The 21,450-nt window shown below is 67.1% G+C and carries 23 protein-coding genes; 18 read left to right on the top strand and 5 right to left on the bottom strand.

The genetic code is table 11. The features are described from left to right. From BC358_RS19570 to BC358_RS19560, 3 genes are all read left to right on the top strand, one after another. Positions 1-828, top strand: an 828-nt coding sequence (locus BC358_RS19570; RefSeq protein ID WP_079367107.1) for a phosphoglycerate kinase, incomplete at its 5' end; no start/stop codon positions are given. Positions 829-855: 27 nt separating this feature from the next. Further along, on the top strand, positions 856-1,923 hold the full coding sequence (gene fba, locus BC358_RS19565; RefSeq protein ID WP_079367106.1) for a class II fructose-bisphosphate aldolase: 1,068 nt from the start codon (positions 856-858) through the stop codon (positions 1,921-1,923). Positions 1,924-2,006: 83 nt separating this feature from the next. Then, positions 2,007-3,263 carry an MFS transporter gene (locus BC358_RS19560; protein WP_079367105.1) on the top strand — a complete coding sequence of 419 codons (1,257 nt, stop codon included), beginning with the start codon at positions 2,007-2,009 and terminating at the stop codon, positions 3,261-3,263. Here the strand turns inward: BC358_RS19560 and BC358_RS19555 are convergent. Beyond that, positions 3,239-4,126: an MBL fold metallo-hydrolase gene (locus tag BC358_RS19555; RefSeq protein ID WP_179130105.1), complete on the bottom strand. Its 888-nt coding sequence runs from the start codon at positions 4,124-4,126 to the stop codon at positions 3,239-3,241. The genes BC358_RS19560 and BC358_RS19555 overlap by 25 nt on opposite strands. A gap of 77 nt (positions 4,127-4,203) precedes the next feature. Between BC358_RS19555 and BC358_RS19550 the strand changes: the two genes are divergently transcribed. After that, positions 4,204-4,698, top strand: a complete 495-nt coding sequence (locus tag BC358_RS19550) for a heavy metal-responsive transcriptional regulator (protein WP_079367103.1) — start codon at positions 4,204-4,206, stop codon at positions 4,696-4,698. A 196-nt stretch (positions 4,699-4,894) separates the two neighbouring features. Here the strand turns inward: BC358_RS19550 and BC358_RS19545 are convergent, their stop codons facing one another. The 3 genes from BC358_RS19545 to BC358_RS19535 all read right to left on the bottom strand — a co-directional run bounded on the left by BC358_RS19545 (position 4,895) and on the right by BC358_RS19535 (position 7,162). After that, positions 4,895-5,494 carry a cytochrome c gene (locus tag BC358_RS19545; protein WP_079367102.1) on the bottom strand — a complete coding sequence of 200 codons (600 nt, stop codon included), beginning with the start codon at positions 5,492-5,494 and terminating at the stop codon, positions 4,895-4,897. A gap of 74 nt (positions 5,495-5,568) precedes the next feature. Continuing rightward, a complete protein-coding gene (locus BC358_RS19540) occupies positions 5,569-6,849 on the bottom strand; it encodes an NAD(P)/FAD-dependent oxidoreductase (protein ID WP_079367101.1) in 1,281 nt (426 codons plus the stop codon). Between the two features lie 10 nt (positions 6,850-6,859). After that, positions 6,860-7,162, bottom strand: coding sequence for a c-type cytochrome (locus BC358_RS19535; RefSeq protein ID WP_256861588.1), 303 nt, complete (start codon positions 7,160-7,162; stop codon positions 6,860-6,862). Positions 7,163-7,506: 344 nt separating this feature from the next. Between BC358_RS19535 and BC358_RS19530 the strand changes: the two genes are divergently transcribed. The 9 genes from BC358_RS19530 to soxB all read left to right on the top strand — a co-directional run bounded on the left by BC358_RS19530 (position 7,507) and on the right by soxB (position 15,088). Beyond that, the gene (locus tag BC358_RS19530; protein WP_079367128.1) at positions 7,507-7,875 is read left to right on the top strand and encodes a metalloregulator ArsR/SmtB family transcription factor; all 369 of its coding nucleotides are present in this window, start codon (positions 7,507-7,509) and stop codon (positions 7,873-7,875) included. After that, positions 7,868-9,220, top strand: coding sequence for a sulfite dehydrogenase (gene soxC / locus BC358_RS19525; protein ID WP_079367100.1), 1,353 nt, complete (start codon positions 7,868-7,870; stop codon positions 9,218-9,220). Before BC358_RS19530 ends, soxC begins: the two co-directional genes overlap by 8 nt. Positions 9,221-9,349: 129 nt before the next feature. Next, a complete protein-coding gene (locus tag BC358_RS19520) occupies positions 9,350-10,390 on the top strand; it encodes a c-type cytochrome (RefSeq protein ID WP_373270146.1) in 1,041 nt (346 codons plus the stop codon). A gap of 82 nt (positions 10,391-10,472) precedes the next feature. Further along, a complete protein-coding gene (locus BC358_RS19515) occupies positions 10,473-10,805 on the top strand; it encodes a c-type cytochrome (RefSeq protein WP_066150846.1) in 333 nt (110 codons plus the stop codon). A gap of 32 nt (positions 10,806-10,837) precedes the next feature. Next, positions 10,838-11,293: a thiosulfate oxidation carrier protein SoxY gene (gene soxY / locus BC358_RS19510; RefSeq protein ID WP_066149394.1), complete on the top strand. Its 456-nt coding sequence runs from the start codon at positions 10,838-10,840 to the stop codon at positions 11,291-11,293. Positions 11,294-11,349: 56 nt separating this feature from the next. After that, positions 11,350-11,661 carry a thiosulfate oxidation carrier complex protein SoxZ gene (soxZ, locus tag BC358_RS19505; protein ID WP_079367098.1) on the top strand — a complete coding sequence of 104 codons (312 nt, stop codon included), beginning with the start codon at positions 11,350-11,352 and terminating at the stop codon, positions 11,659-11,661. Positions 11,662-11,787: 126 nt separating this feature from the next. Further along, positions 11,788-12,603 (top strand): sulfur oxidation c-type cytochrome SoxA, encoded by an 816-nt coding sequence (gene soxA, locus BC358_RS19500; protein WP_079367097.1) that lies wholly within the window; start codon positions 11,788-11,790, stop codon positions 12,601-12,603. Between the two features lie 17 nt (positions 12,604-12,620). Further along, on the top strand, positions 12,621-13,271 hold the full coding sequence (gene soxX / locus BC358_RS19495; protein WP_066149399.1) for a sulfur oxidation c-type cytochrome SoxX: 651 nt from the start codon (positions 12,621-12,623) through the stop codon (positions 13,269-13,271). Between the two features lie 92 nt (positions 13,272-13,363). Beyond that, on the top strand, positions 13,364-15,088 hold the full coding sequence (gene soxB / locus BC358_RS19490; RefSeq protein WP_079367096.1) for a thiosulfohydrolase SoxB: 1,725 nt from the start codon (positions 13,364-13,366) through the stop codon (positions 15,086-15,088). A gap of 3 nt (positions 15,089-15,091) precedes the next feature. Here the strand turns inward: soxB and BC358_RS19485 are convergent, their stop codons facing one another. After that, a complete protein-coding gene (locus tag BC358_RS19485) occupies positions 15,092-16,414 on the bottom strand; it encodes an MFS transporter (protein WP_079367095.1) in 1,323 nt (440 codons plus the stop codon). A gap of 175 nt (positions 16,415-16,589) precedes the next feature. Here BC358_RS19485 and cyoA point away from each other — a divergent pair, with 175 nt between their 5' ends. Genes cyoA through BC358_RS19460 form a run of 5 tightly spaced genes read left to right on the top strand, consistent with a single transcriptional unit; the run spans position 16,590 to position 21,436 of the window. Further along, complete coding sequence (gene cyoA, locus BC358_RS19480) at positions 16,590-17,606, top strand: ubiquinol oxidase subunit II (RefSeq protein ID WP_079367094.1); 1,017 nt, start codon at positions 16,590-16,592, stop codon at positions 17,604-17,606. A 33-nt stretch (positions 17,607-17,639) separates the two neighbouring features. Then, entirely contained in the window at positions 17,640-19,646 is a 2,007-nt protein-coding gene (gene cyoB / locus BC358_RS19475) for a cytochrome o ubiquinol oxidase subunit I (RefSeq protein WP_079367093.1), read from the top strand. Continuing rightward, complete coding sequence (gene cyoC, locus BC358_RS19470) at positions 19,639-20,256, top strand: cytochrome o ubiquinol oxidase subunit III (RefSeq protein ID WP_079367092.1); 618 nt, start codon at positions 19,639-19,641, stop codon at positions 20,254-20,256. The genes cyoB and cyoC overlap by 8 nt, the downstream gene beginning before the upstream one ends. Further along, the gene (gene cyoD / locus BC358_RS19465) at positions 20,256-20,684 is read left to right on the top strand and encodes a cytochrome o ubiquinol oxidase subunit IV (RefSeq protein WP_079367091.1); all 429 of its coding nucleotides are present in this window, start codon (positions 20,256-20,258) and stop codon (positions 20,682-20,684) included. The genes cyoC and cyoD overlap by 1 nt, the downstream gene beginning before the upstream one ends. Then, complete coding sequence (locus tag BC358_RS19460) at positions 20,681-21,436, top strand: SURF1 family protein (protein WP_079367090.1); 756 nt, start codon at positions 20,681-20,683, stop codon at positions 21,434-21,436. The genes cyoD and BC358_RS19460 overlap by 4 nt, the downstream gene beginning before the upstream one ends. Positions 21,437-21,450: the final 14 nt, after the last annotated feature.

Here is a 21,450-nt window from a genome sequence, read left to right as displayed (position 1 = left end):
GAGAAGAAGAACAAGCCCGAGCTGGCCGCCAAGCTGGGCAAGCTCTGCGACATCTTCGTGCACGACGCCTTCGGCACCGCGCACCGCGCCGAAGGCACGACCTACGGCATCGCCGAGACGGCACCCATCGCCTGCGCCGGCCCGCTGCTGGCGGCCGAGATGGATGCGATTTCCAAAGCGCTGGCCAACCCGAAGCGCCCGCTGGTCGCCATCGTCGCCGGCTCCAAGGTCTCGACCAAGCTGACCATCCTGCAGGCCCTGGCCAAGAACGTCGACGGCCTGATCGTCGGCGGCGGCATCGCCAACACCTTCATGCTGGCCGCGGGTCTGAAGATCGGCAAGAGCCTGGCCGAGCCCGATCTGCTGGGCGAAGCCACGGCGGTGATCGAAGCCATGAAGGCGCGCGGTGCCGAGGTGCCGATCCCCGAGGACGTGGTCTGCGCCAAGGCCTTCGCCGCGGATGCACCCGCGACGGTCAAAGCCGCCACCGAGGTGGCCGACGACGACCTGATCCTGGACATCGGCCCCAAGACCGCGGCCAGGCTGGCCGAGAAGCTCAAGGCCGCCGGCACCATCGTCTGGAACGGCCCGGTGGGCGTGTTCGAGTTCGCCGCCTTCGAGAACGGCACGAAAGAAATCGCCAAGGCGATCGCCGAATCGAGTGCCTTCAGCATCGCCGGCGGTGGCGACACGCTGGCCGCCATTGCCAAGTACGGCATCGAGAAGGACGTGGGCTACATCTCCACCGGCGGCGGCGCCTTCCTCGAAGTGCTGGAAGGCAAGACGCTGCCGGCGTTCGAGATCCTGGCAAAGCGCGCTGAACCCTGAGTTTTTCAATCCCACGGAGACAACCCCATGGCCCTCATTTCCCTTCGCCAGCTGCTCGACCACGCGGCTGAAAACAGCTACGGCCTGCCGGCCTTCAACGTCAACAACATGGAGCAGGTGCAGGCCATCATGCAGGCGGCCGACCAGGTGAACAGCCCGGTCATCCTGCAGGGCTCGGCCGGTGCGCGCTCCTACGCGGGCGAGCCTTTTCTGCGCCACCTGATCGCCGCCGCGATCGAGATGTACCCGCACATCCCCGTCTGCATGCACCAGGACCACGGCGCCACGCCGGGCGTGTGCTTCCGCTCCATCCAGTCGGGCTTCAGCTCGGTGATGATGGACGGCAGCCTGCTGGCCGATGGCAAGACGCCCGCGAGCTACGAGTACAACGTCAACACCACCAAGCAGGTGGTGGACCTGGCCCACGCCTGCGGCGTGTCGGTGGAGGGCGAGCTGGGTTGCCTGGGTTCGCTGGAAACCGGCAAGGCCGGCGAGGAAGACGGCCACGGCGCCGAGGGCGAACTGGACCACTCCATGCTGCTGACCGACCCCGACGAGGCGGCCGACTTCGTGAGCAAGACCCAGGTGGACGCGCTGGCCATTGCCATCGGCACCAGCCACGGCGCCTACAAGTTCACCAGCAAGCCCAGCGGCAAGGTGCTGCGCATCGACCGCGTGAAGGAAATCCACCAGCGCATTCCCAACGTGCACCTGGTGATGCACGGCTCGTCCAGCGTGCCGGAAGACTGGCTGGCCATCATCAACCAGTACGGCGGCGACATGGGCACCACCTACGGCGTGCCGGTGGAAGAGATCGTCGAAGGCATCAGGAACGGCGTGCGCAAGGTCAACATCGACACCGACCTGCGCATGGCCAGCACCGGCGCTATTCGGCGTCACCTGGCCGAAGACAAGAAGAACTTCGACCCGCGCAAGTTCTACAAGGAAGCCACCAAGGCCATGCAGGCGATCTGCGCGGCGCGCTACGAAGCCTTCGGTGCCGCCGGCATGGCCAGCAAGATCACGAAGGTGCACAGCCTCGAAGCCATGCAGAAGCGCTACGACAAGGGCGAGCTGGCGGCGAAGGTGGCCTGAGCGCTTCCAGAAAGGGCGCCATGGTGCGGGTCGAGCTGCCCGCGAGACAGGATTCGGCGCAGGGCCTGCGTTAGATTGCGGGGATGAACCGACCCCTGCACGCCGACCCCTCCGTCATCGATTCGCGCCAGGCCGCCTGGCGGCTGCTGGTGGCGCTGGGCCTGGTGGTGCTGGGCAACAGCAGCATGTACGTGGTGTCGGTGGTGCTGCCCACGGTGCAGACCGAGTTCGGCATCGACCGCGCCAGCGCCTCGCTGCCCTACACCTTCATGATGGTGTGTCTGGGCATTGGCGGCATCTGGACCGGCCGCATGGCCGACCGGCACGGCCTGATGAAGGTGCTCTGGGTGGGCGCGCTGGCGGTGGCGGGCGGCTTTCTCTGGGCTGCGCAGTCCGGCAGCATCTGGACCTTCGGTCTCGCGCACGGCCTGCTCGGCCTGCTGGGCGGTGCCTCCACCTTCGCGCCGCTGCTGGCCGACACCTCGCAGTGGTGGAACCGGCGCCGCGGCATCGCGGTGGCGATCTGCGCCAGCGGCAACTACATCGCCGGCGCGCTCTGGCCGCCGCTGGTGCAGCACGGCATCGAGACCATCGGCTGGCGCCCCACGTACACGATCATGGGTCTGGTCTGCGGCCTGGGCATGCTCGCGCTCTCGGGCCTGATGCGGCAGCGGCCACCGCTGGCGCTGCCGCAGCCCGTGGCCGCTGCGGGCGCCGCGCCAGCCGCCGACCGCAGCCGCCCCTTCGGCCTGAGCCCGTCCAGCGCGCAGTGGCTGCTGTGCGTGGCGGGCGTGGGCTGCTGTGTGGCGATGTCGATGCCGCAGGTGCACATCGTGGCCTACTGCACCGACCTCGGTTACGGCGCCGCGCGCGGCGCCGAGATGCTCTCGCTGATGCTGGCCAGCGGCATCGTCAGCCGCCTCGTCTCGGGCTTCATCTGCGACCGCATCGGCGGCATCCGCACCCTGCTGCTGGGCTCGGCGCTGCAGGGCGTGGCGCTGCTGCTGTTCCTGCCCTTCGACGGCATGGTGCCGCTGTACGTGGTGTCGGCCCTGTTCGGCCTGTTCCAGGGCGGCATCGTGCCGTCCTACGCGATCATCATCCGCGAGCACTTCGCGCTGCAGGAGGTGGGCGCGCGGGTTGGCGCGGTGATCATGGCCACCCTGATCGGCATGGCGCTGGGCGGCTGGCTCTCGGGCTGGATCTTCGACATGACCGGCAGCTACGACGCCGCCTTCATCAACGGCATCGCCTGGAACCTGCTGAACCTGGCCATCGCCGGCTGGCTGTACCGGCGGATGCGATCCGGCGCCGCTCAGCGCACCCAGGCCGGGAAGTAGCCCAGGGCGTCCTGCACGGTGCTGTCGTGAGCCGGAATCACGACCAGATCCGGGTCGGCCAGCATCAGCGCGCGGACCTTGTCCAGGCTGGCCTGGGTCCGCGGGGCGTCCCCGTCGACCAGCTTTCCCGCCACCCAGAACTTGGGTTCACCCTGCCGCAAGGCCGCCAGGGTCCAGGCCGCGTCCCCGATGAAGAAATACCGCCGGCCGGAATCGGTGGTGACGAAGAGGCCCAGCGAGCCCGGGGTGTGACCGGGCATCGGGACCAGCACCACGGAGCCGTCCTGGTAGAGGTCGAGGCTTTCGGGATAGCCCATGAACGGCACGGGCTGGAAGGCCAGATCCTCCCACCGGATGGTGTCCGCATCGACCTGTGAGGCCCAGGTGCCTCCGGGGCCGGTGCTCGGAGCGCGCAACCGGGGTCGCTCTGCCGCGGCAATCCCGATCCGCGCTTCCGGGAAGTCCTGCACGCCGCCGGCGTGGTCCCAGTGGCTGTGGCTCAGGATCACGCGCTGCAGCGGCGGCATGCCGGCCCTGTCCAGCTGCGTGCGCGCGCTCACCACCGGTTTGTCGTAGGTGAAGAAGGGCCGCCACCACAGCGGCATGCCCTGCTGGTACTGGGCATCGATCTGCTCGCCCAGGCCGGTGTCGAACAGCAGGTAGTCGTCGTGGTGCTTGACCAGGAACGCCGAGAAGTTGGAGTTCACCTGCCGGGTGATGTCCCCGCCCGGCACCAGCAGCGCCTGCGGCACGGCCACCTGCGAGGTCTTGATGATGGCGAAGCCGACCTTCGGCGGTGCGGCGGGGAAACGGTCTGGGCCTGCAGCGTGGCCGACATGACGACCGGCAGGAGGAGCGTGCACAAGTGCAGAAAGGATCGGAGCATTTTTCGTGGCCTGATGGATGGATCGGCCGAGCGTAAAGTCTGGTCCATGCTCCAATGTCAAGCGCCCGTTTCAAGGGTTTCAGCGCCTGCGCCACCATGAACATCAGCCAGTTCGCCCAGGCGGCCGGGGTGTCCACCGACACCGTCCGCTACTACGAGAAGCAAGGCCTCATCAACGCGCCACGGCGCCAGGCCAACCGCTACCGGAGCTACACCGACGCCGATGTCGCGGCGGTGCGGTTTGTGCGGGGCGCGCAGGCGCTGGGGTTCTCACTGGCAGAGATCCGGGCCATCCTGCCGCAGGTGGCCAAGGGTTCCTTCGGCCGCGCCGAGATCGAGCAACAGCTCCAGGCCAAGATGGCGCAGATCGACGCGCACATGGCGCAGCTCAGGACCTTGAAGAAGGAGCTGAAAGCCACCTTTGACGCGCTGCGGTGCGCGCCCACGCAGCCGGTGTCGACCGCGCAGGCCACGGCGCCCGACAGCGGCAGCGGAGCGGGCGCCGCGGTGGTGCGGCGCACCTTCTCCAGGCGCGCCACGCAGGGCTGAATTCAGCGGCGGAGCGTGGGGGCTTGGAATTCAGCGCCGGGCCGTCCCAAGCTGAATTCGCGCCCCCTCGGGGGGCAGCGACCCGCGCAGCGGCGGAGCGTGGGGGCTCGGAATCCAGCGCCGGGCCGCCCCAAGCTGAATTCGCGCCCCCTCGGGGGGCAGCGACCCGCGCAGCGGCGGAGCGTGGGGGTTCGTTTTATTTGCTGCTGACGTATTCCGCCACGGCCGCCATCTCCAGCTCCGTCATCTTCTCCACCACCGCGTGCATCACCGCGTTGTCGTTGGTGCGCTCGCGCTTGTTGAAGGACTTGAGCTGTGTGTGGATGTAGCCCGGGATCTGGCCCGCCAGGCGGGGCAGGTTGGCAGCGCCCTCGGCGTTGGTGCCGTGGCAGCTCACGCAGGCCGGCACGCCGCTGAACTTGTTGCCGTTGTGGAAGATGTAGCGGCCCATGGCGGCGAGCTGCGGGTCTTTGGCTTCTTCGCGCGGGAGCACGAACTTCTCGTAGTACTTGCCCAACGCCACCATCTCGTCCGGTGTGAGCTTGCTGACCATCTCCACCATGGCCGTGCTCTTGCGCGCGCCGCTCTTGAAAGCGGTGAGCTGCTTGGTGATGTATTCGGCGTGCTGCCCGGCCAGGCGCGGAAACACCTCGCTGGTCGACTCGCCCTGCGCGCCATGGCACAGGAAGCAGGAGCCGCCCGCGATCTTCTTGGCCCGCGCCTCGTCGGCCTGGGCCCAGGCGGTGGTGCCGGCCAGCGCCAAGAGGGCGAGCAGGGTGAGTCGGTGGGCCTTCATTGCATAACCTCTGACTGATATTTGTTTGCGAAAAAAAGCGCCCCGATGAGACACCGGGGCGCTGCGGGAGTCCGTCAGGCCAGGGTGTCGGCCCAGATGTTGCGCGCCCACGCGTGCGCGTAGCGGCCTTCGAGTTCGCTCGCGGCGGACGACACGCCGCCCGAGCCCGGCACGGCCAGCATGGTCTTCTTCTCGGCGTCGTAGCGGTGCACGCTGGCCACGTGCACCACGTCCTCGTCGGTCACGAAGCTGTAGCAGGTGTTGGCGTAGATCGGCAGCTGCGGCGGCTCCTTGCCCTGCAGCAGCGAGACCACGGCCGCGGCGCAGGTCTTGCCATGCTGGTTGGCCATATGGCCCGACTTGGGCATGCCCGGGGCGATCTGGATCGCGTCGCCCAGCACATGGATGTTCTTCTTCGCCTTCGACTCGAAGGTCAGGAAGTCCACCTCGCACCAGCGGTTGTTGGCGGTGGCCAGACCGGTGCGCACGGCGATGTCACCGGCGCGCATGTTGGGCACCACGTTGGCCACCGCGGCCTTGAAGTCGTCGTTGAACTCGAACTTCAGGGTGTTGGTGGAGGCGTCGACCTCGACCACCTTGTGCTTGGGGCGGTACTCGATGATGCCCTTGTAGTGCTCGTCCCAGGCCTTCATGAACAGGCCCTTCTTGGACTGGATGTCGTCGTTGGCGTCGAAGATCACGACCTTGCTCTTGGGCTTGGCCTTCTTGAAGTAGTTGGCCACCATGCAGGCGCGCTCGTAGGGGCCGGGCGGGCAGCGGTACGGGGCGAGCGGGATCGACAGCGCGTACACGCCGCCGTCGGGCATGGCCTCGAGCTGCTTGCGCAGCGCCACCGTCTGCGGGCCGGCCTTCCAGGCGTGCAGCACCTTGTCCTGCGCGCCGGGCTTGGTCATGCCGGCCACCGTGTCCCACATGAAGTCGATGCCGGGCGAGAGGATCAGGCGGTCGTAGGGCAGCTCGCCGCCGGCCGCCAGCTTGACCACGCGCTTCTCGGCGTCGATGCTGGTGACCATGTCGCGAACGATCTTCACGCCGTGGCGCTTGGTGAGGTTGTCATAGGGGGTGGTGACATCGGCGATGGTCTTGCTGCCCTGGATCACCAGGTTGGAGATGGGGCAGGAGACGAAGGCCGCGTTGGGCTCCACCAGGGTCACGTCGATGCCGTGGTCGGAGAACATGCGCACGTACTTGGCGGCGGTGGCGCCGCCGTAGCCGCCACCGACCACCACCACCTTGGGGCCGTAGCCGCCACCCGAGGCGCAGCCCGCGAGACCGCCGACACCCGCGAGGACCGAACCGGCGCCCAGGGTCTGAACAAATTGACGACGTTGCATGGTGGGCTCCTTATTTCTTCTGGGCGGCAAAGTAGGCGGCGAGGTCCTTGAGCTGTTCGTCGGAATAGCCCTTGGACAGCTGGTGCATGATGGTCGCGGGCTTGCGGCCGCTCTTGAAGTCCATCAGCTTCTGGTAGAGCTCGTCCTTGTCCTTGCCGGCCAGCGGCTCGTTGCCCTGCAGCGCACGGCCCTCGGTGCCATGGCAGTTGGCGCAGGCCGCAGCCCAGACGCGCACCTGGTTCACCTGGGCTTGCGCCCCCACGGCGGCGGCACACAGGGCGCCGGCCGTCAGCCACTTCATCGTCTTGACCATCGTTGTCTCCACTGGGGTTGGAAAGAGGTTCAAAAACTGTAGCAGAGCCCCCGGGTTTGCAGGCCAAGCATCAGTGATTTCGCATATTTAGATGATTGATGCTAGCACTCGCGAAAATCCAGCCTGAACGGTGAAAACCCTAGAGAAATCAAGGCGGATTTGACGGAGTTTGTCAGCCCATCGTCAGTCCGGTGGCGATGGGTGGGGTGGACCAGGGCCACGCGGGCCGCCTTCTGTCAGCGATCCGAAGGAATCCGGGTTTACACTAATCTGTATATAGGCAATCAATCATATAGTTGATTGATTGAAATCAAATTCTTCCGGAGACAGACCAGGTGGACAGCATGCAGTCGGTGTTCGAGTCGGTGGCGCGCTACTTCAGCGTGCTCGGCGAGCCCACGCGCCTGCGCATCCTCCATGCCCTGTGCCAGGAAGAGAAGTGTGTCAACGGACTGATCCGCGAAACCGGGCTGGCCCAGGCCAACGCCTCGCGCCACCTGGGCCTGATGTACCAGGCCGGCCTGCTGTCGCGCCGCCGCGAGGGCACGCAGGTGTTCTACCGCGTGGCCGACCCGCTCTACATCGAACTCTGCCGCACGGTCTCGACGCAGATGCTGGCCCGCGCCGACGCCGAGTTGTCCCTGCCCGGACAGGGCGCCGTTGCGGCGCCCCGCCCATTCCCCGCCAACGAAAAGGAACCCACCAGTGTCTAAAGACCTGAACGACGTGATCGGGCGCGTGCTGCCTGCGCCCGAGAATTTCCTGAGTGCCGAGAAGCTGGAACAGGCGCGCAAGGCCCGCCGCCGCTTCATGGGCAATGCCCTGGCCATGGGCGCCGGCGTCGCGGCCTCGGTCGGTGCGGCCAGCCGCGCGATGGCGGCCGGTGCGGAGGGCGAGGACGCCATCCTCAAGCTGCCCGAGCACAGCACGGGCCTGGGCCAGCCGGTGGCCATGGACCCGGGCTACGGCCAGCCCAGCAAGTGGGAAACCAACCTGCGCCGCCGCCAGAGCCCGGGCCTGACCCGCGTCGACCAGGCCTCGGTGAGCTTCACGCCGCTGCAGGGCCTGTTCGGCATCATCACGCCCAGCGGCCTGCACTTCGAGCGCCACCACCAGGGCTGGTGGGACATCGACCCGTCCAAGCACCGCCTGATGGTCAACGGCCTGGTCAAGCGTCAGCGCGTGTTCACCATGGACGACCTGATGCGCCTGCCCAGCGTCTCGCGCATCCACTTCATCGAATGTGGCGCCAACACGGCGACCGAATGGGGCAACGTGGCGGTGCCCACCGTGCAGTACACGCACGGCATGGTCAGCTGCTCGGAGTTCACCGGCGTGCTGCTGTCGACACTGCTGGAGATGTGCGGCATCGACAAGAAGAAGGCGAAATACGTGCTGGCCGAAGGCGCCGACGGTTCGTCCATGACGCGCACCATCGACATCGAGCGCGCCATGGACGACTGCATCGTGGCCTGGGGCATGAACGGCGAGATGCTGCGGCCCGAGAACGGCTACCCGCTGCGCCTGGTGGTGCCGGGCATCCAGGGCGTGAGCTGGGTGAAGTATCTGCGCCGCATCGAGGTGGGCGACCAGAAGTGGGCGACCAAGGACGAGGCGGTGCACTACATCGACCACATGCCCGATGGCACGCACCGCCAGTACACCGGCATCCAGGAGTGCAAGTCGGTCATCACCACGCCCTCGGCCGGCCAGACGCTGCTGGACAAGGGCTACTACAACGTCACCGGCCTGGCCTGGTCGGGCCGCGGAACGATCAAGCGAGTGGATGTGAGCGTGGACGGCGGCCGCAACTGGCGCACCGCGCGCATCGAAGGCCCGGTGCTGCCCAAGGCGCTGACGCGCTTCAACATCGACTGGGTGTGGGATGGCAAGCCCGCCATCCTGCAGGCCCGCGCCATCGACAGCACGGGCTATGTGCAGCCCAAGATCAACCAGCTGCGCGCGGTGCGCGGCACACGGTCGGTCTACCACCAGAACGCGATCCAGAGCTGGCTGGTCGGTGAAAACGGCGAAGTCTCCAACGTGCAGGTGTACTAAATGAAACCCACCCCCGTCGCTTATTCACTTCGTGTAAACGCATCCCCCCTCAAGGGGGCAAAGCCTGTCGCTCGGCAAAGCCGGTTCGACGGCTTTCTTGGCCTGTCTCGCGGCGTCGCTGCGCTCGCCTTGGGTCTGGCTTCGGCCTTTGCGTTTGCGCAGGACAAGCCCTGGGCGACCATGGGTCGCGACGCCACGCCGGCCGAGGTCAAGGCCTGGGACATCGACGTGCGCCCCGACTTCAAGGGCCTGCCGGCCGGTGCCGGCAGCGTGTCCCTGGGCGAGACCGTATGGGAGTCGCGCTGCGCCTCCTGCCACGGTGCCTTCGGCGAATCCAACGAGGTGTTCACGCCCATCATCGGTGGCACCACCAAGAAGGACATCGAGACCGGGCGTGTGGCCGCGCTGGTGGAGGGTGCCAAGAGCACCGCACCGCAGAAGACCACCATCATGAAGGTGGCCACGCTCTCCACGCTGTGGGACTACATCAACCGGGCGATGCCCTGGAACAACCCCAAGACGCTCAAGCCCGACGAGGTCTACGGCGTCACGGCCTACCTGCTGAGCCTGGCCGAAGTGGTGCCGCCCGACTTCACATTGAGCGACAAGAACATCGCCGAGGTGCAGCAGCGCATGCCCAACCGCAACGGCATGGTGTTCCACGAGCCACTGTGGAAGGTCAATGGCAAGGGCGACGTGAAGAACGTGGCCTGCATGAAGGACTGCGCGGTGGACCCCAAGGTGCATTCCTTCCTGCCCGACTTCGCGCGCGACGCGCACGGCAACATCCAGCAGCAGAACCGCGTGATCGGTCCGGTGCGTGGCGCCGACACCACCCAGCCCGCGCCCAAGGGGCTGATCGGTGCTGCCGCGGCCGCCACCGTGGCACCCGCCGCGCCGGCGGCCGGCAAGGGCACGAACGTCAGCAGCCTGCTGGCGGCCAACGCCTGCACCGCCTGCCACGGCGTGAAGAACAAGATCGTCGGCCCCGGCTTCAACGAGATCGCCGCCAAGCACAAGGGCCGGGCCGATGCCGAGGCCTACCTGGTGGGCAAGATCAAGTCCGGTGGTTCGGGGGTGTGGGGCGCGGTGCCCATGCCGCCCCAGCCCCAGATCAAGGACGACGACGCCAAGGCCATCGCGCAGTGGATCGCCGCCGGTGCGAAGTGAGTCAATGACAAGCCAGATTGAATATTCGGATTTACTCGTAAACCCCATTCTTCCCATCACAAGGAGCCACTACCCTATGACCATGCACCTTTCCCGAATCGTCGTGTCGGCGGCCGCGCTGCTGTCGTGTGCCGGCGCCTTTGCGGTCGACGCCGCCGCCGCCAAGGCCCTGGCCACCAAGAGCGCCTGCCTGGCCTGCCACGCGGTCGACAAGAAGCTGGTTGGCCCTGCCTACAAGGAAGTGGCCGCCAAGCACAAGGGCCAGGCCGACGCCGTGGCCGTGGTGGCCGCGCGCATCAAGTCCGGCGGTTCGGGTCTGTACGGCGCGGTGCCCATGCCGCCCCAGCCCGCCCTGAAGGACGACGAGCTGAAACTGCTTGCCGAGTGGGTGCTGGCCGGCGCTCCCGACAAATAATCTCCCATCCCTCTTTTCACCAGGAGTTCAAGATGAACCAATCCCGTCGCACCGCCCTCAAGTCCACCGGCGCGTTCGCCACGCTGGTCTCGCTGGGCATCGTCACCCAGAGCCAGGCCCAGGCCGCCGTCGACCAGGCCAGCTTCCAGGTCAAGACGCTGGAAGACGCACTCAAGGCCATCGGTGGCACGCCCGCCACCAGCGACCAGGTGTCGGTGGTGTCGCCCGACATCGCCGAGAACGGCGCCGTGGTGCCCGTGGGCGCCACCAGCAAGCTGCCCAACACCACCGAGATGTACCTGATCGTCGAGAAGAACCCGACCCCGCTGTCGTGCGGCTTCATGATCCCGGCCGGCACCGCCGCCGACGTGCAGACCCGCCTGAAGATGGGCCAGAGCACCAACGTGATCGCCGTGGTCAAGGCCGACGGCAAGCTCTTCTCGGCCACCAAGGAAACCAAGGTGACCCTGGGTGGCTGCGGCGGCTGACCGGCCCCGAACCTCCCGAACCTTCCCCCATTTCATTGAATTGACAGGAGTCCATCATGGCTGATCCGATGCGCATCCGTGCCGCCCTCGCCGGCGACGAAACCACCGTTCGCGTGCTGATGTCCCACCCCATGGAACCCGGTACCCGCAAAGACGCGGCCGGCGCCCTCATTCCCGCCCACTTCATCAAGGACCTGGAAGCCACCCACAACGGCAAGACCGTGCTCAAGGCCATGTTCAGCGGCTCGGTGTCGCAGAACCCCTTCCTGTCCTTCAAGTTCAAGGGCGCGGCCAAGGGCGACAAGGTCGTGGTGAAGTGGGTCGACAACAAGGGCGATTCGCGCACCGACGAAGCGGCGATCGCCTGACACCCCCGCCGCGCTTCGCGCGACCCCCTCCAGGGGGCGTCACCTGCGGCCCGGCGGAGCCGGTTCCGCGGTGACCGCTTGCAGCACGCCGCTGCCACTGCCTTCCACAACAACAGGAGATGACCCATGAAATTCGACGCTCGCCACGCTGCCCTTCTGATGGGTGGCGTTTTCGCGCTGGGTGCGGTGCATGCCCAGGGCAACGCCGCGCTGGACGGCATCAACAAATACCGCGAGATGCTGCAGGACGGCAACCCGGCCGAACTTTTCGAGATGAAGGGTGAGGAACTGTGGAAGCAGAAGCGCGGGCCGAAGAACGCCTCGCTGGAGCAATGCGACCTGGGCAAGGGCCCCGGTGTGCTCAAGGGCGCCTTCACCGAGCTGCCGCGCTACTTCAAGGACACCGGCAAGGTCATGGACCTGGAGACGCGTCTGATCCACTGCATGGTCACGCTGCAGGGTCTCAGCGAGGCCGAGCTGTACAAGGCCGCGCCTTCGATCGGAAAAGGCGAGGGCGCCAACCTGGTGGCCATCACCACCTATGTGGCGACCCAGTCCAAGGGCGAGCGGTTCAATCTGTCGCAAACGCATGCCCAGGAAAAGACCATGTACGAGGTGGGCAAGCGCCTGTTCTTCCAGCGCGGCGGCCCGCACGACTTTGCCTGCTCGTCCTGCCACGGCGTCGACGGTGGCCGCATCCGCCTGCAGGAGCTGCCCAACCTGACCAAGAACCCGGGCGACGGTGTGGGGGTGGCCGCCTGGCCGGCCTACCGCGTGTCGAACTCGCAGATGTGGACCATGCAGAAGCGCCTGAACGACTGCTACCGCCAGCAGCGCTTCCCCGAGCCCAAGTTCGGCAGCGACGCCACCATCGCGCTGCAGGTGTACATGGGTGTGAACGCCAAGGGCGCCGAGTCCATCGTGCCGGCCATCAAGCGCTGATCCGCAGGAGACGACCCATGAAAAAGACCTTTGCCATCGCCCTGTTCCCCCTGACCGTCCTGGCGCTGGGCGCCTGTTCCACCGGCGGTGCCGGTGCCGACTACGACCAGGTGCACGCCAGTGTCGTGAAAGCCTCGTTCCAGCCCAACGGCATCGCCACGCTGGACTACCTCAAGCAGGACGAAGCCAACCGCCTGTGCAGCGCCGCCGACGTGGCTGGCAAGCCGCTGGACGAGAAGACCGCCAAGGCCATTGAGGCCGACGCGCTCAAGACCATCAAGATGCCCAGCGACGGCAAGTTCATCGGAGACTGGAAGGAGGGCGAGAAGATCGCCCAGAGCGGCCGCGGCCTGACCTGGACCGACAAGGCCACCGACGTCAACGGCGGCAACTGCTACAACTGCCACCAGATGGACAAGAAGGAAATCTCCTTCGGCAACCTCGGCCCCAGCCTCTACAACTACGGCAAGCTGCGGGGCGTGAGCGATCCGGATGCGCCGGCCTCCAAGGCCATCGTGGAATACACCTGGGGCAAGCTGTGGAACTCGCGCGCCTACAACGCGTGTTCGCAGATGCCGCGCGCCGGCCACAAGGGCATCCTGAGCGAGAAGAACCTCAAGGACGTGATGGCCCTGCTGCTGGACCCCAAGTCGCCGGTCAACCAGTGACCGGCCGGGCCCGCGCCGGTGCAAGCCGGCGCGGGCCCTCCGGCCAAAAAAATTTGACTCAAATATCAGTGTGCAATTGAGAAGGAATGTTTATGAGCTTCAGCCGTCGTGAATTCATGCAGGTGCTGGCCGTCGCCAGTGCGGGCGGCATGGCCCTGAACCACAAGGACGTGCTGGCCGCCAAGCCTGGCGCGGGACAGGCGCTGTACGACCTGCCGAAGTTCGGCAACGTCAGCTTCCTGCACTTCACCGACTGCCATGCGCAGCTCATGCCCATCCACTTCCGCGAGCCCAACGTGAACCTGGGCGTGGCCGACGCCGTGGGCCGGCCGCCGCACATCGTGGGCGAGGCGCTGCTCAAGCACTTCAAGATCCGCCCCGGCACCGCCGAGGCGCACGCCTTCACCTACCTCAACTTCGAGAAGGCCGCGAAGACCTACGGCAAGGTCGGCGGTTTCGCGCACCTGGCCACCCTGGTCAAGATGCTCAAGGCCAGCCGTCCGCACGCCATGCTGCTCGATGGCGGCGACACCTGGCAGGGCAGTGCCACCGCGCTGTGGACCAATGGCCAGGACATGGTCGACGCCTGCAAGCTGCTGGGCGTGAACGCCATGTGCCCGCACTGGGAGTTCACCCTGGGCGAGCAGCGCGTCAAGGAGATCATCGAGAAGGACTTCGCCGGCCAGCTGGACTTCCTGGCGCAGAACGTCAAGACCAACGACTTCGGCGACCCGGTGTTCAAGCCCTACGTCATCAAGGAAATGAACGGCGTGCCCGTCGCCGTGATCGGCCAGGCGTTCCCCTACACCCCGATCGCCAACCCGCGCTACATGGTGCCCAACTGGGAGTTCGGCATCCAGGACGAGAACATGCAGAAGATGGTCGACGAGGTGCGCGCCAAGGGGGCGCAGGCCGTGGTCGTCATCTCGCACAACGGCATGGACGTGGACATCAAGATGGCCTCGCGCGTGACCGGCATCGACGCCATCCTGGGCGGCCACACGCACGACGGCATGCCCGCACCGCTGGTGGTCAAGAACGCCAAGGGCCAGACCCTGGTGACCAACGCCGGCTCCAACAGCAAGTTCCTCGGTGTGCTCGATTTCGACGTGCGCGGCGGCAAGGTGCAGGACTTCCGCTACAAGCTGCTGCCCGTGTTCGCCAACCTGCTGCCGGCCGACAAAGAGATGCAGGCCTACATCGACAAGGTGCGCGCGCCCTACAAGGCCAAGCTCGACGAGACGCTGGCGGTGTCCGAAGGTCTGCTCTACCGCCGTGGCAACTTCAACGGCTCATGGGACCAGCTCATCGTGGACGCGCTGATGGAAGTCAAGGGCGCCGACATGGCGTTTTCGCCGGGCTTCCGCTGGGGCACCACCATCCTGCCGGGCCAGAGCATCACACGCGAACTGATGATGGACCAGGTGGCCATCACCTACCCGACCAGCACGCTGACCGAGATGAGCGGCGAGACCATCAAGACGGTGCTGGAAGACGTCTGCGACAACCTGTTCAACCCCGACCCGTACTACCAGCAGGGCGGCGACATGGTGCGCGTGGGCGGTCTGGCCTACACCTGCGACCCGAACGCCGGGGCGGGCAAACGCATCAGCAACATGGTGCTGAACGGCAAGCCCATCGAGGCCAGCAAGACCTACAAGGTCGCCGGCTGGGCGCCGGTGGCCGAAGGGGCCAAGGGCGAGCCGATCTGGGACGTGATGGAGGCCTACTTCAAGAACCACAAGACCATCGCACCGCGCAAGATCAACACGCCCAAGCTGGTGGGCATGCAGGGCAACCCGGGCATGGTGGTCTGAGGTTCAGTCGCGTGATTCCAGCGCGCGGTTCAGGCGCAGCGCGCCCAGGGTGCAGGCCGCGCCCGAGAGCAGGTACAGGCTGACGAAGGCCAGCCCGAAGTGGGCCGACAGGCCCAGCGCCACCAGCGGCGCAAAGGCGGCGCCGAACAGCCAGGCCAGGTCGGACGTGAGCGCCGCACCGGTGTAGCGGAAGCGCGGCGCGAAGTTGGCCGTGACCGTGCCCGAGGCCTGGCCGTAGGACAGGCCCAGCAGCACGAAGCCTATCAGGATGAACAGGTCCTGGCCCACTTCGCCCCCGTTGAGCAGCATCGGCGCGAAGCCGCTGAACACGCCGATCAGCACCGCCAGGCTGCCCAGGGTCGTGCGGCGGCCGTAGCGGTCGGCCAGCCAGCCCGAGGCGACGATGGCGCCCGCGCACAGAAACGCGCCCACGATCTGCACCACCAGGAAACCAGTCACCGGCTGACCGGCGTAGATGTGGATCCACGACAGCGGGAACACCGTGACGATGTGGAAGAGGGCGTAGCTGGCCAGCGCGGCGAAGGCGCCGATGAACACGTTGTGGCCCTGCGAGCCCAGCAGTTCACGGGTGGACACGGGCTCGAACTCCTGCCGGTTCAGCAGGCCTTCCTCCTCATGCGCGCTCACCAGCTGCAGGCGGGCGAACAGCGCGACCACGTTGATGGCGAAGGCCACGAAGAAGGGGTAGCGCCAGCCCCAGCTGAGGAAGTCCTCCTGCGACAGGCTGCTGGTGAGGTAGGCGAACAGGCCGGCGGCCAGCACGAAGCCCAGCGGCGCACCGAGCTGGCCGAGCATGGCGTACCAGCCGCGCCGGCCGGCGGGTGCGTTCAGCGCCAGCAGCGAGGGCAGGCCGTCCCATGAGCCGCCCAGCGCCAGGCCCTGGCCCAGACGCAGCACGGTCAGCAGCACGATGGCGGCGGCGCCCAGGCTGGCGTGGCCCGGCAGGAAGGCCATGCCGGCGGTGCAGGTGCCCAGCACGAAGAGGGCGAGGGTGAGCTTGGTGGCGCGGCCCCAGCGGCGCTGCACCGCCATCGACAGCACCGTGCCGATGGGGCGGGTGACGAAGGCCAGCGCGAAGATGCCGAAGGCGAACAGGGTGCCGTCCAGCCGGCTCAGGTGCGGGAAGAACACCGCCGGGAACACCAGCACCGAGGCGATGCCGAAGACAAAAAAGTCGAAGTATTCCGAGGTCCGTCCGATCACCACGCCGACGGCGATGTCGCCCGGGCTGGTGTGTTCGTGGGTCGGGGCGGCGGCGGGCTGGCGGGGCGCGGCGCCGGGCTTTTCAAGGGTGTGGCTGGGCATGTGGGGACTCCGGAGGGCCGGTTTTGAGCGACCCCTATATCGTGACTCGAAGTCCGGCGCATTGACATAGGACAAAACGTCCAATCGAAAACGCTGCGGAAAGCCGATACATTCCCGCCGGTTCCGCAACTGGGGTTTTCCCGGTTCGGCTGGTCGAGAACTTGTCCTGCTCCACATGCGCCCTACCACACCGCTCCGCCTCGCCGCCTTGCCCCTGCTCGCCAGCCTGCTGACGGGCTGCAGCAAGCTGGTCGTGCTCAACCCCGCCGGCGACGTGGCGGCCCAGCAGGGCGACCTGGTCGTGATCGCCACCGTGCTGATGCTGCTGATCATCGTGCCGGTGATCGCGCTCACCCTGTGGTTCGCCTGGCGCTACCGCCAGGGCAGCCGGCACGCCGAGACCGACTACGCGCCCGACTGGCACCACTCGACCAAGCTGGAGCTGGTGATCTGGGCCGCGCCGCTGGTGATCATCATCGCGCTGGGGGCCATCACCTGGATCACCACCCACAAGCTCGACCCCTACCGCCCGCTGGACCGCATCTCCGAGCAGAAGGCCCTGCCCGAGAACGTGAAGCCGCTGGAGGTGCAGGTGGTGTCGCTGGACTGGAAGTGGCTGTTCGTGCTGCCCGAGCAGGGCATCGCCACCGTCAACGAGCTGGCCGCGCCGGTGGACCGCCCGATCCGCTTCACGCTGACCTCCAGCACCACCATGAACGCGTTCTACGTGCCCGACCTGGCCGGCATGATCTACACCATGCCCGGCATGCAGACCGAGCTGAACGCGGTGATCAACCAGCCCGGCGTGTTCCGCGGCATGTCCTCGCACTACAGCGGCGCCGGCTTCTCGGGCATGAACTTCCGCTTCCACGGCCTGAGCGAACAGGACTTCGAGCAGTGGGTGGCCAGGGCCAAGGCCGAGGGCCAGCCGCTGACCCGCCAGGCCTACCTGGCGCTCGCCAAGCCCAGCGAGCGCCACCCGGTGGAGCGCTTCTCGTCGGTCGAGGACGGCCTGTTCGACCGCGTGGTGGGCCTCTGCGTGGAAGAGGGCAAGACCTGCATGCACCAGGTGATGGCGCTCGACGCCTCGCGCAACCGCGCCCACCGCAGCGCCCGCGCCCTCGAAGCCGCCGCCGCGCAGGAGATCTGCTCCGCCGACGACACGCTGCCCACGTTCACCGCCCGCCCCTGAGCACCCACCGACCCGTTCACCCAAGACACCGCCATGTCCGCTGATCCTTCTTCCGTTACCAACCACTGGCTGCTGGGGCGCCTGACCTGGGACTCGATCCCGATGGCGCACGAGCCCATCCTGCTGTGGACCTTCGTGGCCGTGGTGCTCGGCGGCCTGGGCGTGCTCGTCCTGCTGACGAAATTCCGCCTGTGGGGCCCACTGTGGCGCGACTGGTTCTGCAGCATCGACCACAAGAAGATCGGCATCATGTACATGATCCTGGGCCTGGTGATGCTGCTGCGCGGCTTCGCCGACGCGATCATGATGCGCCTGCACCAGGCCATGGCCTTCGGCGACAACCTGGGCTACCTGCCGCCGCACCACTACGACCAGATCTTCACCGCCCACGGCGTGATCATGATCTTCTTCGTGGCCATGCCGCTGGTCACCGGGCTGATGAACTACCTGGTGCCGCTGCAGATCGGCGCGCGCGACGTCGCCTTCCCGTTCCTCAACAACTTCAGCTTCTGGATGACCACCGCCGGCGCGGTGCTGGTGATGGTCTCGCTGTTCCTGGGCGAGTTCTCCACCTCGGGCTGGCTGGCGCTGTCCAACCTCGGCGCGCAGAACCCCGGCGTGGGGCTGGACTACTACATCTGGTCGCTGCAGATCGCCGGGGTGGGCACCACGCTCTCGGGCATCAACCTGCTGGTGACCATCGTGAAGATGCGCGCACCGGGCATGGGCCTGATGCGCATGCCGGTCTTCACCTGGACCGCGCTGTGCACCAACGCGCTGATCGTCGCGTCCTTCCCCATCCTCACCGCCGCGCTGGTGCTGATGAGCCTGGACCGCTACGTCGGCACCAACTTCTTCACCAACGAGCTGGGTGGCAACCCCATGCTCTACGTGAACCTGATCTGGATCTGGGGCCACCCCGAGGTCTACATCCTGATCCTGCCGGTGTTCGGCGTCTTCTCCGAGGTGGTCGCCACCTTCAGCGGCAAGCGCCTGTTCGGCTACACGTCGATGGTCTACGCCACGGTCTGCATCACCATCCTGTCCTACCTGGTGTGGCTGCACCACTTCTTCACCATGGGCTCGGGCGCCAGCGTGAACTCGTTCTTCGGGATCACCACCATGATCATCTCGATCCCCACGGGCGCGAAGATCTTCAACTGGCTGTTCACCATGTACCGCGGCCGCATCCGCTTCGAGGTGCCGATGCTGTGGACCGTGGGCTTCATGGTGACCTTCGTCGTCGGCGGCATGACCGGCGTGCTGCTGGCCGTGCCCTCGGCCGACTTCGTGCTGCACAACTCGCTGTTCCTGATCGCGCACTTCCACAACGTGATCATCGGCGGCGTGGTGTTCGGCCTGTTCGCCGGCATGGTGTACTGGTTCCCCAAGGCCTTCGGCTTCCGGCTCGACGACTTCTGGGGCCGCGTGTCCTTCTGGTTCTGGCTGGCCGGCTACTGGTTCGCCTTCACGCCGCTGTACGTGCTGGGCCTGATGGGCGTGACGCGCCGCGTCAGCCACTTCGAGGACCCGTCGCTGCAGATCTGGTTCCAGATCGCCCTGTTCGGCGCCGTGCTGGTGGCCATCGGCATCGCCAGCTTCCTGGTCTGCATCGCCGTCAGCTTCTTCCGGCGCGAGCAGCTGCGCGACCACACCGGCGACCCGTGGAATGGCCGCACGCTGGAGTGGGCCACCTCGTCGCCCCCGCCCCAGTACAACTTCGCCTTCACCCCGGTGGTGCACGACATCGACGCCTGGGCCGACATGAAGAAGCACGGCTACCAGCGCCCGCTGTCCGGCTTCAAGGCCATCCACATGCCGCTGAACACCGGTGCCGGTGTGGTGCTGTCGGCGCTCTCGCTGGTCTGGGGTTTCTCGCTGATCTGGCACATGTGGCCGCTGGCCATCGCCTCGTTCGCGGCCATCGTGCTCGCGGCCATCGTGCACACCTTCAACTACCAGCGCGACTACCACATCCCCGCGTCCGAAGTGACCGCCACCGAACACGCACGCACCCAACTGCTGGCCCGCCATGTCTGACATCGCCCTCACCCCCGGCGCCACGCGCGCCTACCACCTCGACCGCGAGCCGCACCCCGAGAACGGCACCGCGCTGGGCTTCTGGCTCTACCTGATGAGCGACTGCCTCATCTTCGCGGCGCTGTTCGCGACCTACGGCGTGCTCGGCCGCAGCTATGCGGGCGGCCCCGGTGGCGCCGAGCTGTTCGACCTCAAGCTGGTGGCGATCAACACCGCCTTCCTGCTGCTCTCGTCCATCACCTTCGGTTTTGCCATGCTGCAGAAGCAGCAGGGCAAGAAGGGGGGCACGCTGGGCTGGCTGGCCGTCACCGGCGTGTTCGGCCTGTGCTTCCTGGGTGTGGAGCTCTACGAGTTCGCGCACCTTATCCACGTGGGCGCCACGCCGCAGAGCAGCGCCGCCATGTCGGCCTTCTTCACGCTGGTCGGTACCCACGGCCTGCACGTCACCTTCGGCTCGATCTGGCTGGTGGTGCTGATGATCCAGATCGCCCAGCGCGGCCTGACGCGCGAGAACAAGCGCCGCCTGATGTGCCTCTCGATGTTCTGGCACTTCCTGGACGTGGTCTGGATCGGCGTCTTCACCTTTGTCTACCTGATGGGAGTGCTGTGATGAGCGCACACGACACCGCAATCCGCCACGACGGTCATCACGGTGACGACCACCACGACCATGACGAAGATGGCGCCCCGCACAGCAGCTTCTCGGGCTACATGGTGGGCTTCGTGCTCTCCATCGTCCTCACCGCCATCCCGTTCTGGCTGGTCATGGCCGGCGTCATCACCCACCGGCCCACGGCCGTGCTGGTGCTCGGGGCCTTCGCCGTTGCGCAGATTCTGGTGCACATGGTGTGTTTCCTGCACATGAACGGCAAGGTCGAAGGCGGCTGGACCCTGCTGTCCACCATCTTCACCGTGGTCTTCGTGGCGATCGCCATCGCTGGCACGCTCTGGGTCATGTTCCACATGAACGAGAACATGATGCCGGCGCACGGTGGCCACGCGGTCCACCCGCCCGCCGCGCCGCACAGCACCCCATGACGCCGCGACGCGCCCTGCTGTGGGGAGCGGGCGCGCTGCTGTGCGGGCTGTTCCTGGCGCTGGGCGCCTGGCAGGTCCAGCGCCTGGCCTGGAAGAACGATCTCGTGGCCCGCGTGGCGGCACGCGCACACGCCGAGCCGGCGGCCGCACCCGGCGCCGACACCTGGCCGGCGCTGCAGGCCGACCCTACCGCCGAGGAGTACCGGCGCGTGCGCCTCAGCGGCGAGTTCCTGCATGACGCCGAACAGCTGGTGCAGGCCGTCACCGAGCGCGGCGCAGGCTTCTGGGTGATGGCGCCGCTGCGCACGGCCGACGGCTCCCTGGTCTGGGTCAACCGCGGCTTCGTGCCCTCGGCTTCCCGGTGGCAGGCCACGTGCGAGGCCGCCCGCTGCACCGGCCCGGCGACCGTCACCGGCCTGCTCCGGCGCTCCGAACCCGGCGGCGGCTTCCTGCGCCGCAACGACCCGGCCGCCGGGCGCTGGTTCTCGCGCGACGTGCAGGCGCTGTCTGCGGCCGCGGGGTTGCCGCCCGCCGCGGTGGCGCCGTTCTTTGTCGACGCCGGTGCCGACACGCCCTGCGCCACGCCCGACGGGCCCGTGGGTGGGCTCACCGTGCTGCGCTTTTCCAACAACCACCTGGTCTACGCGCTGACCTGGTTCGCGCTCGCCGCGATGACCGCAGCCGCCACGGTCTTTGTGGCGCGGGACGGTGCGCGGCGGCGGCTTCCCGGACAATCCGGAGCCTCCTCCTGATGTGTCTGGTCGGC

This window comes from Hydrogenophaga sp. H7 (assembly GCF_002025745.1).
Lineage (GTDB): Bacteria > Pseudomonadota > Gammaproteobacteria > Burkholderiales > Burkholderiaceae_C > Hydrogenophaga > Hydrogenophaga pseudoflava.
This window is presented reverse-complemented; position numbering and strand designations above follow the sequence as displayed.

Bases quoted from the DNA above. Each gene is read 5' to 3' on its own strand.
- fba (WP_079367106.1), top strand. From the start codon at position 856: ATGGCCCTCATTTCCCTTCGCCAGCTGCTCGACCACGCGGCTGAAAAC.
- BC358_RS19560 (WP_079367105.1), top strand. From the start codon at position 2,007: ATGAACCGACCCCTGCACGCCGACCCCTCCGTCATCGATTCGCGCCAG.
- BC358_RS19550 (WP_079367103.1), top strand. From the start codon at position 4,204: ATGTCAAGCGCCCGTTTCAAGGGTTTCAGCGCCTGCGCCACCATGAAC.
- BC358_RS19545 (WP_079367102.1), bottom strand. From the start codon at position 5,494: ATGAAGGCCCACCGACTCACCCTGCTCGCCCTCTTGGCGCTGGCCGGC.
- BC358_RS19540 (WP_079367101.1), bottom strand. From the start codon at position 6,849: ATGCAACGTCGTCAATTTGTTCAGACCCTGGGCGCCGGTTCGGTCCTC.
- BC358_RS19535 (WP_256861588.1), bottom strand. From the start codon at position 7,162: ATGGTCAAGACGATGAAGTGGCTGACGGCCGGCGCCCTGTGTGCCGCC.
- BC358_RS19530 (WP_079367128.1), top strand. From the start codon at position 7,507: ATGCAGTCGGTGTTCGAGTCGGTGGCGCGCTACTTCAGCGTGCTCGGC.
- BC358_RS19515 (WP_066150846.1), top strand. From the start codon at position 10,473: ATGCACCTTTCCCGAATCGTCGTGTCGGCGGCCGCGCTGCTGTCGTGT.
- soxY (WP_066149394.1), top strand. From the start codon at position 10,838: ATGAACCAATCCCGTCGCACCGCCCTCAAGTCCACCGGCGCGTTCGCC.
- soxZ (WP_079367098.1), top strand. From the start codon at position 11,350: ATGGCTGATCCGATGCGCATCCGTGCCGCCCTCGCCGGCGACGAAACC.
- soxA (WP_079367097.1), top strand. From the start codon at position 11,788: ATGAAATTCGACGCTCGCCACGCTGCCCTTCTGATGGGTGGCGTTTTC.
- soxX (WP_066149399.1), top strand. From the start codon at position 12,621: ATGAAAAAGACCTTTGCCATCGCCCTGTTCCCCCTGACCGTCCTGGCG.
- soxB (WP_079367096.1), top strand. From the start codon at position 13,364: ATGAGCTTCAGCCGTCGTGAATTCATGCAGGTGCTGGCCGTCGCCAGT.
- BC358_RS19485 (WP_079367095.1), bottom strand. From the start codon at position 16,414: ATGCCCAGCCACACCCTTGAAAAGCCCGGCGCCGCGCCCCGCCAGCCC.
- cyoA (WP_079367094.1), top strand. From the start codon at position 16,590: ATGCGCCCTACCACACCGCTCCGCCTCGCCGCCTTGCCCCTGCTCGCC.
- cyoB (WP_079367093.1), top strand. From the start codon at position 17,640: ATGTCCGCTGATCCTTCTTCCGTTACCAACCACTGGCTGCTGGGGCGC.
- cyoC (WP_079367092.1), top strand. From the start codon at position 19,639: ATGTCTGACATCGCCCTCACCCCCGGCGCCACGCGCGCCTACCACCTC.
- cyoD (WP_079367091.1), top strand. From the start codon at position 20,256: ATGAGCGCACACGACACCGCAATCCGCCACGACGGTCATCACGGTGAC.
- BC358_RS19460 (WP_079367090.1), top strand. From the start codon at position 20,681: ATGACGCCGCGACGCGCCCTGCTGTGGGGAGCGGGCGCGCTGCTGTGC.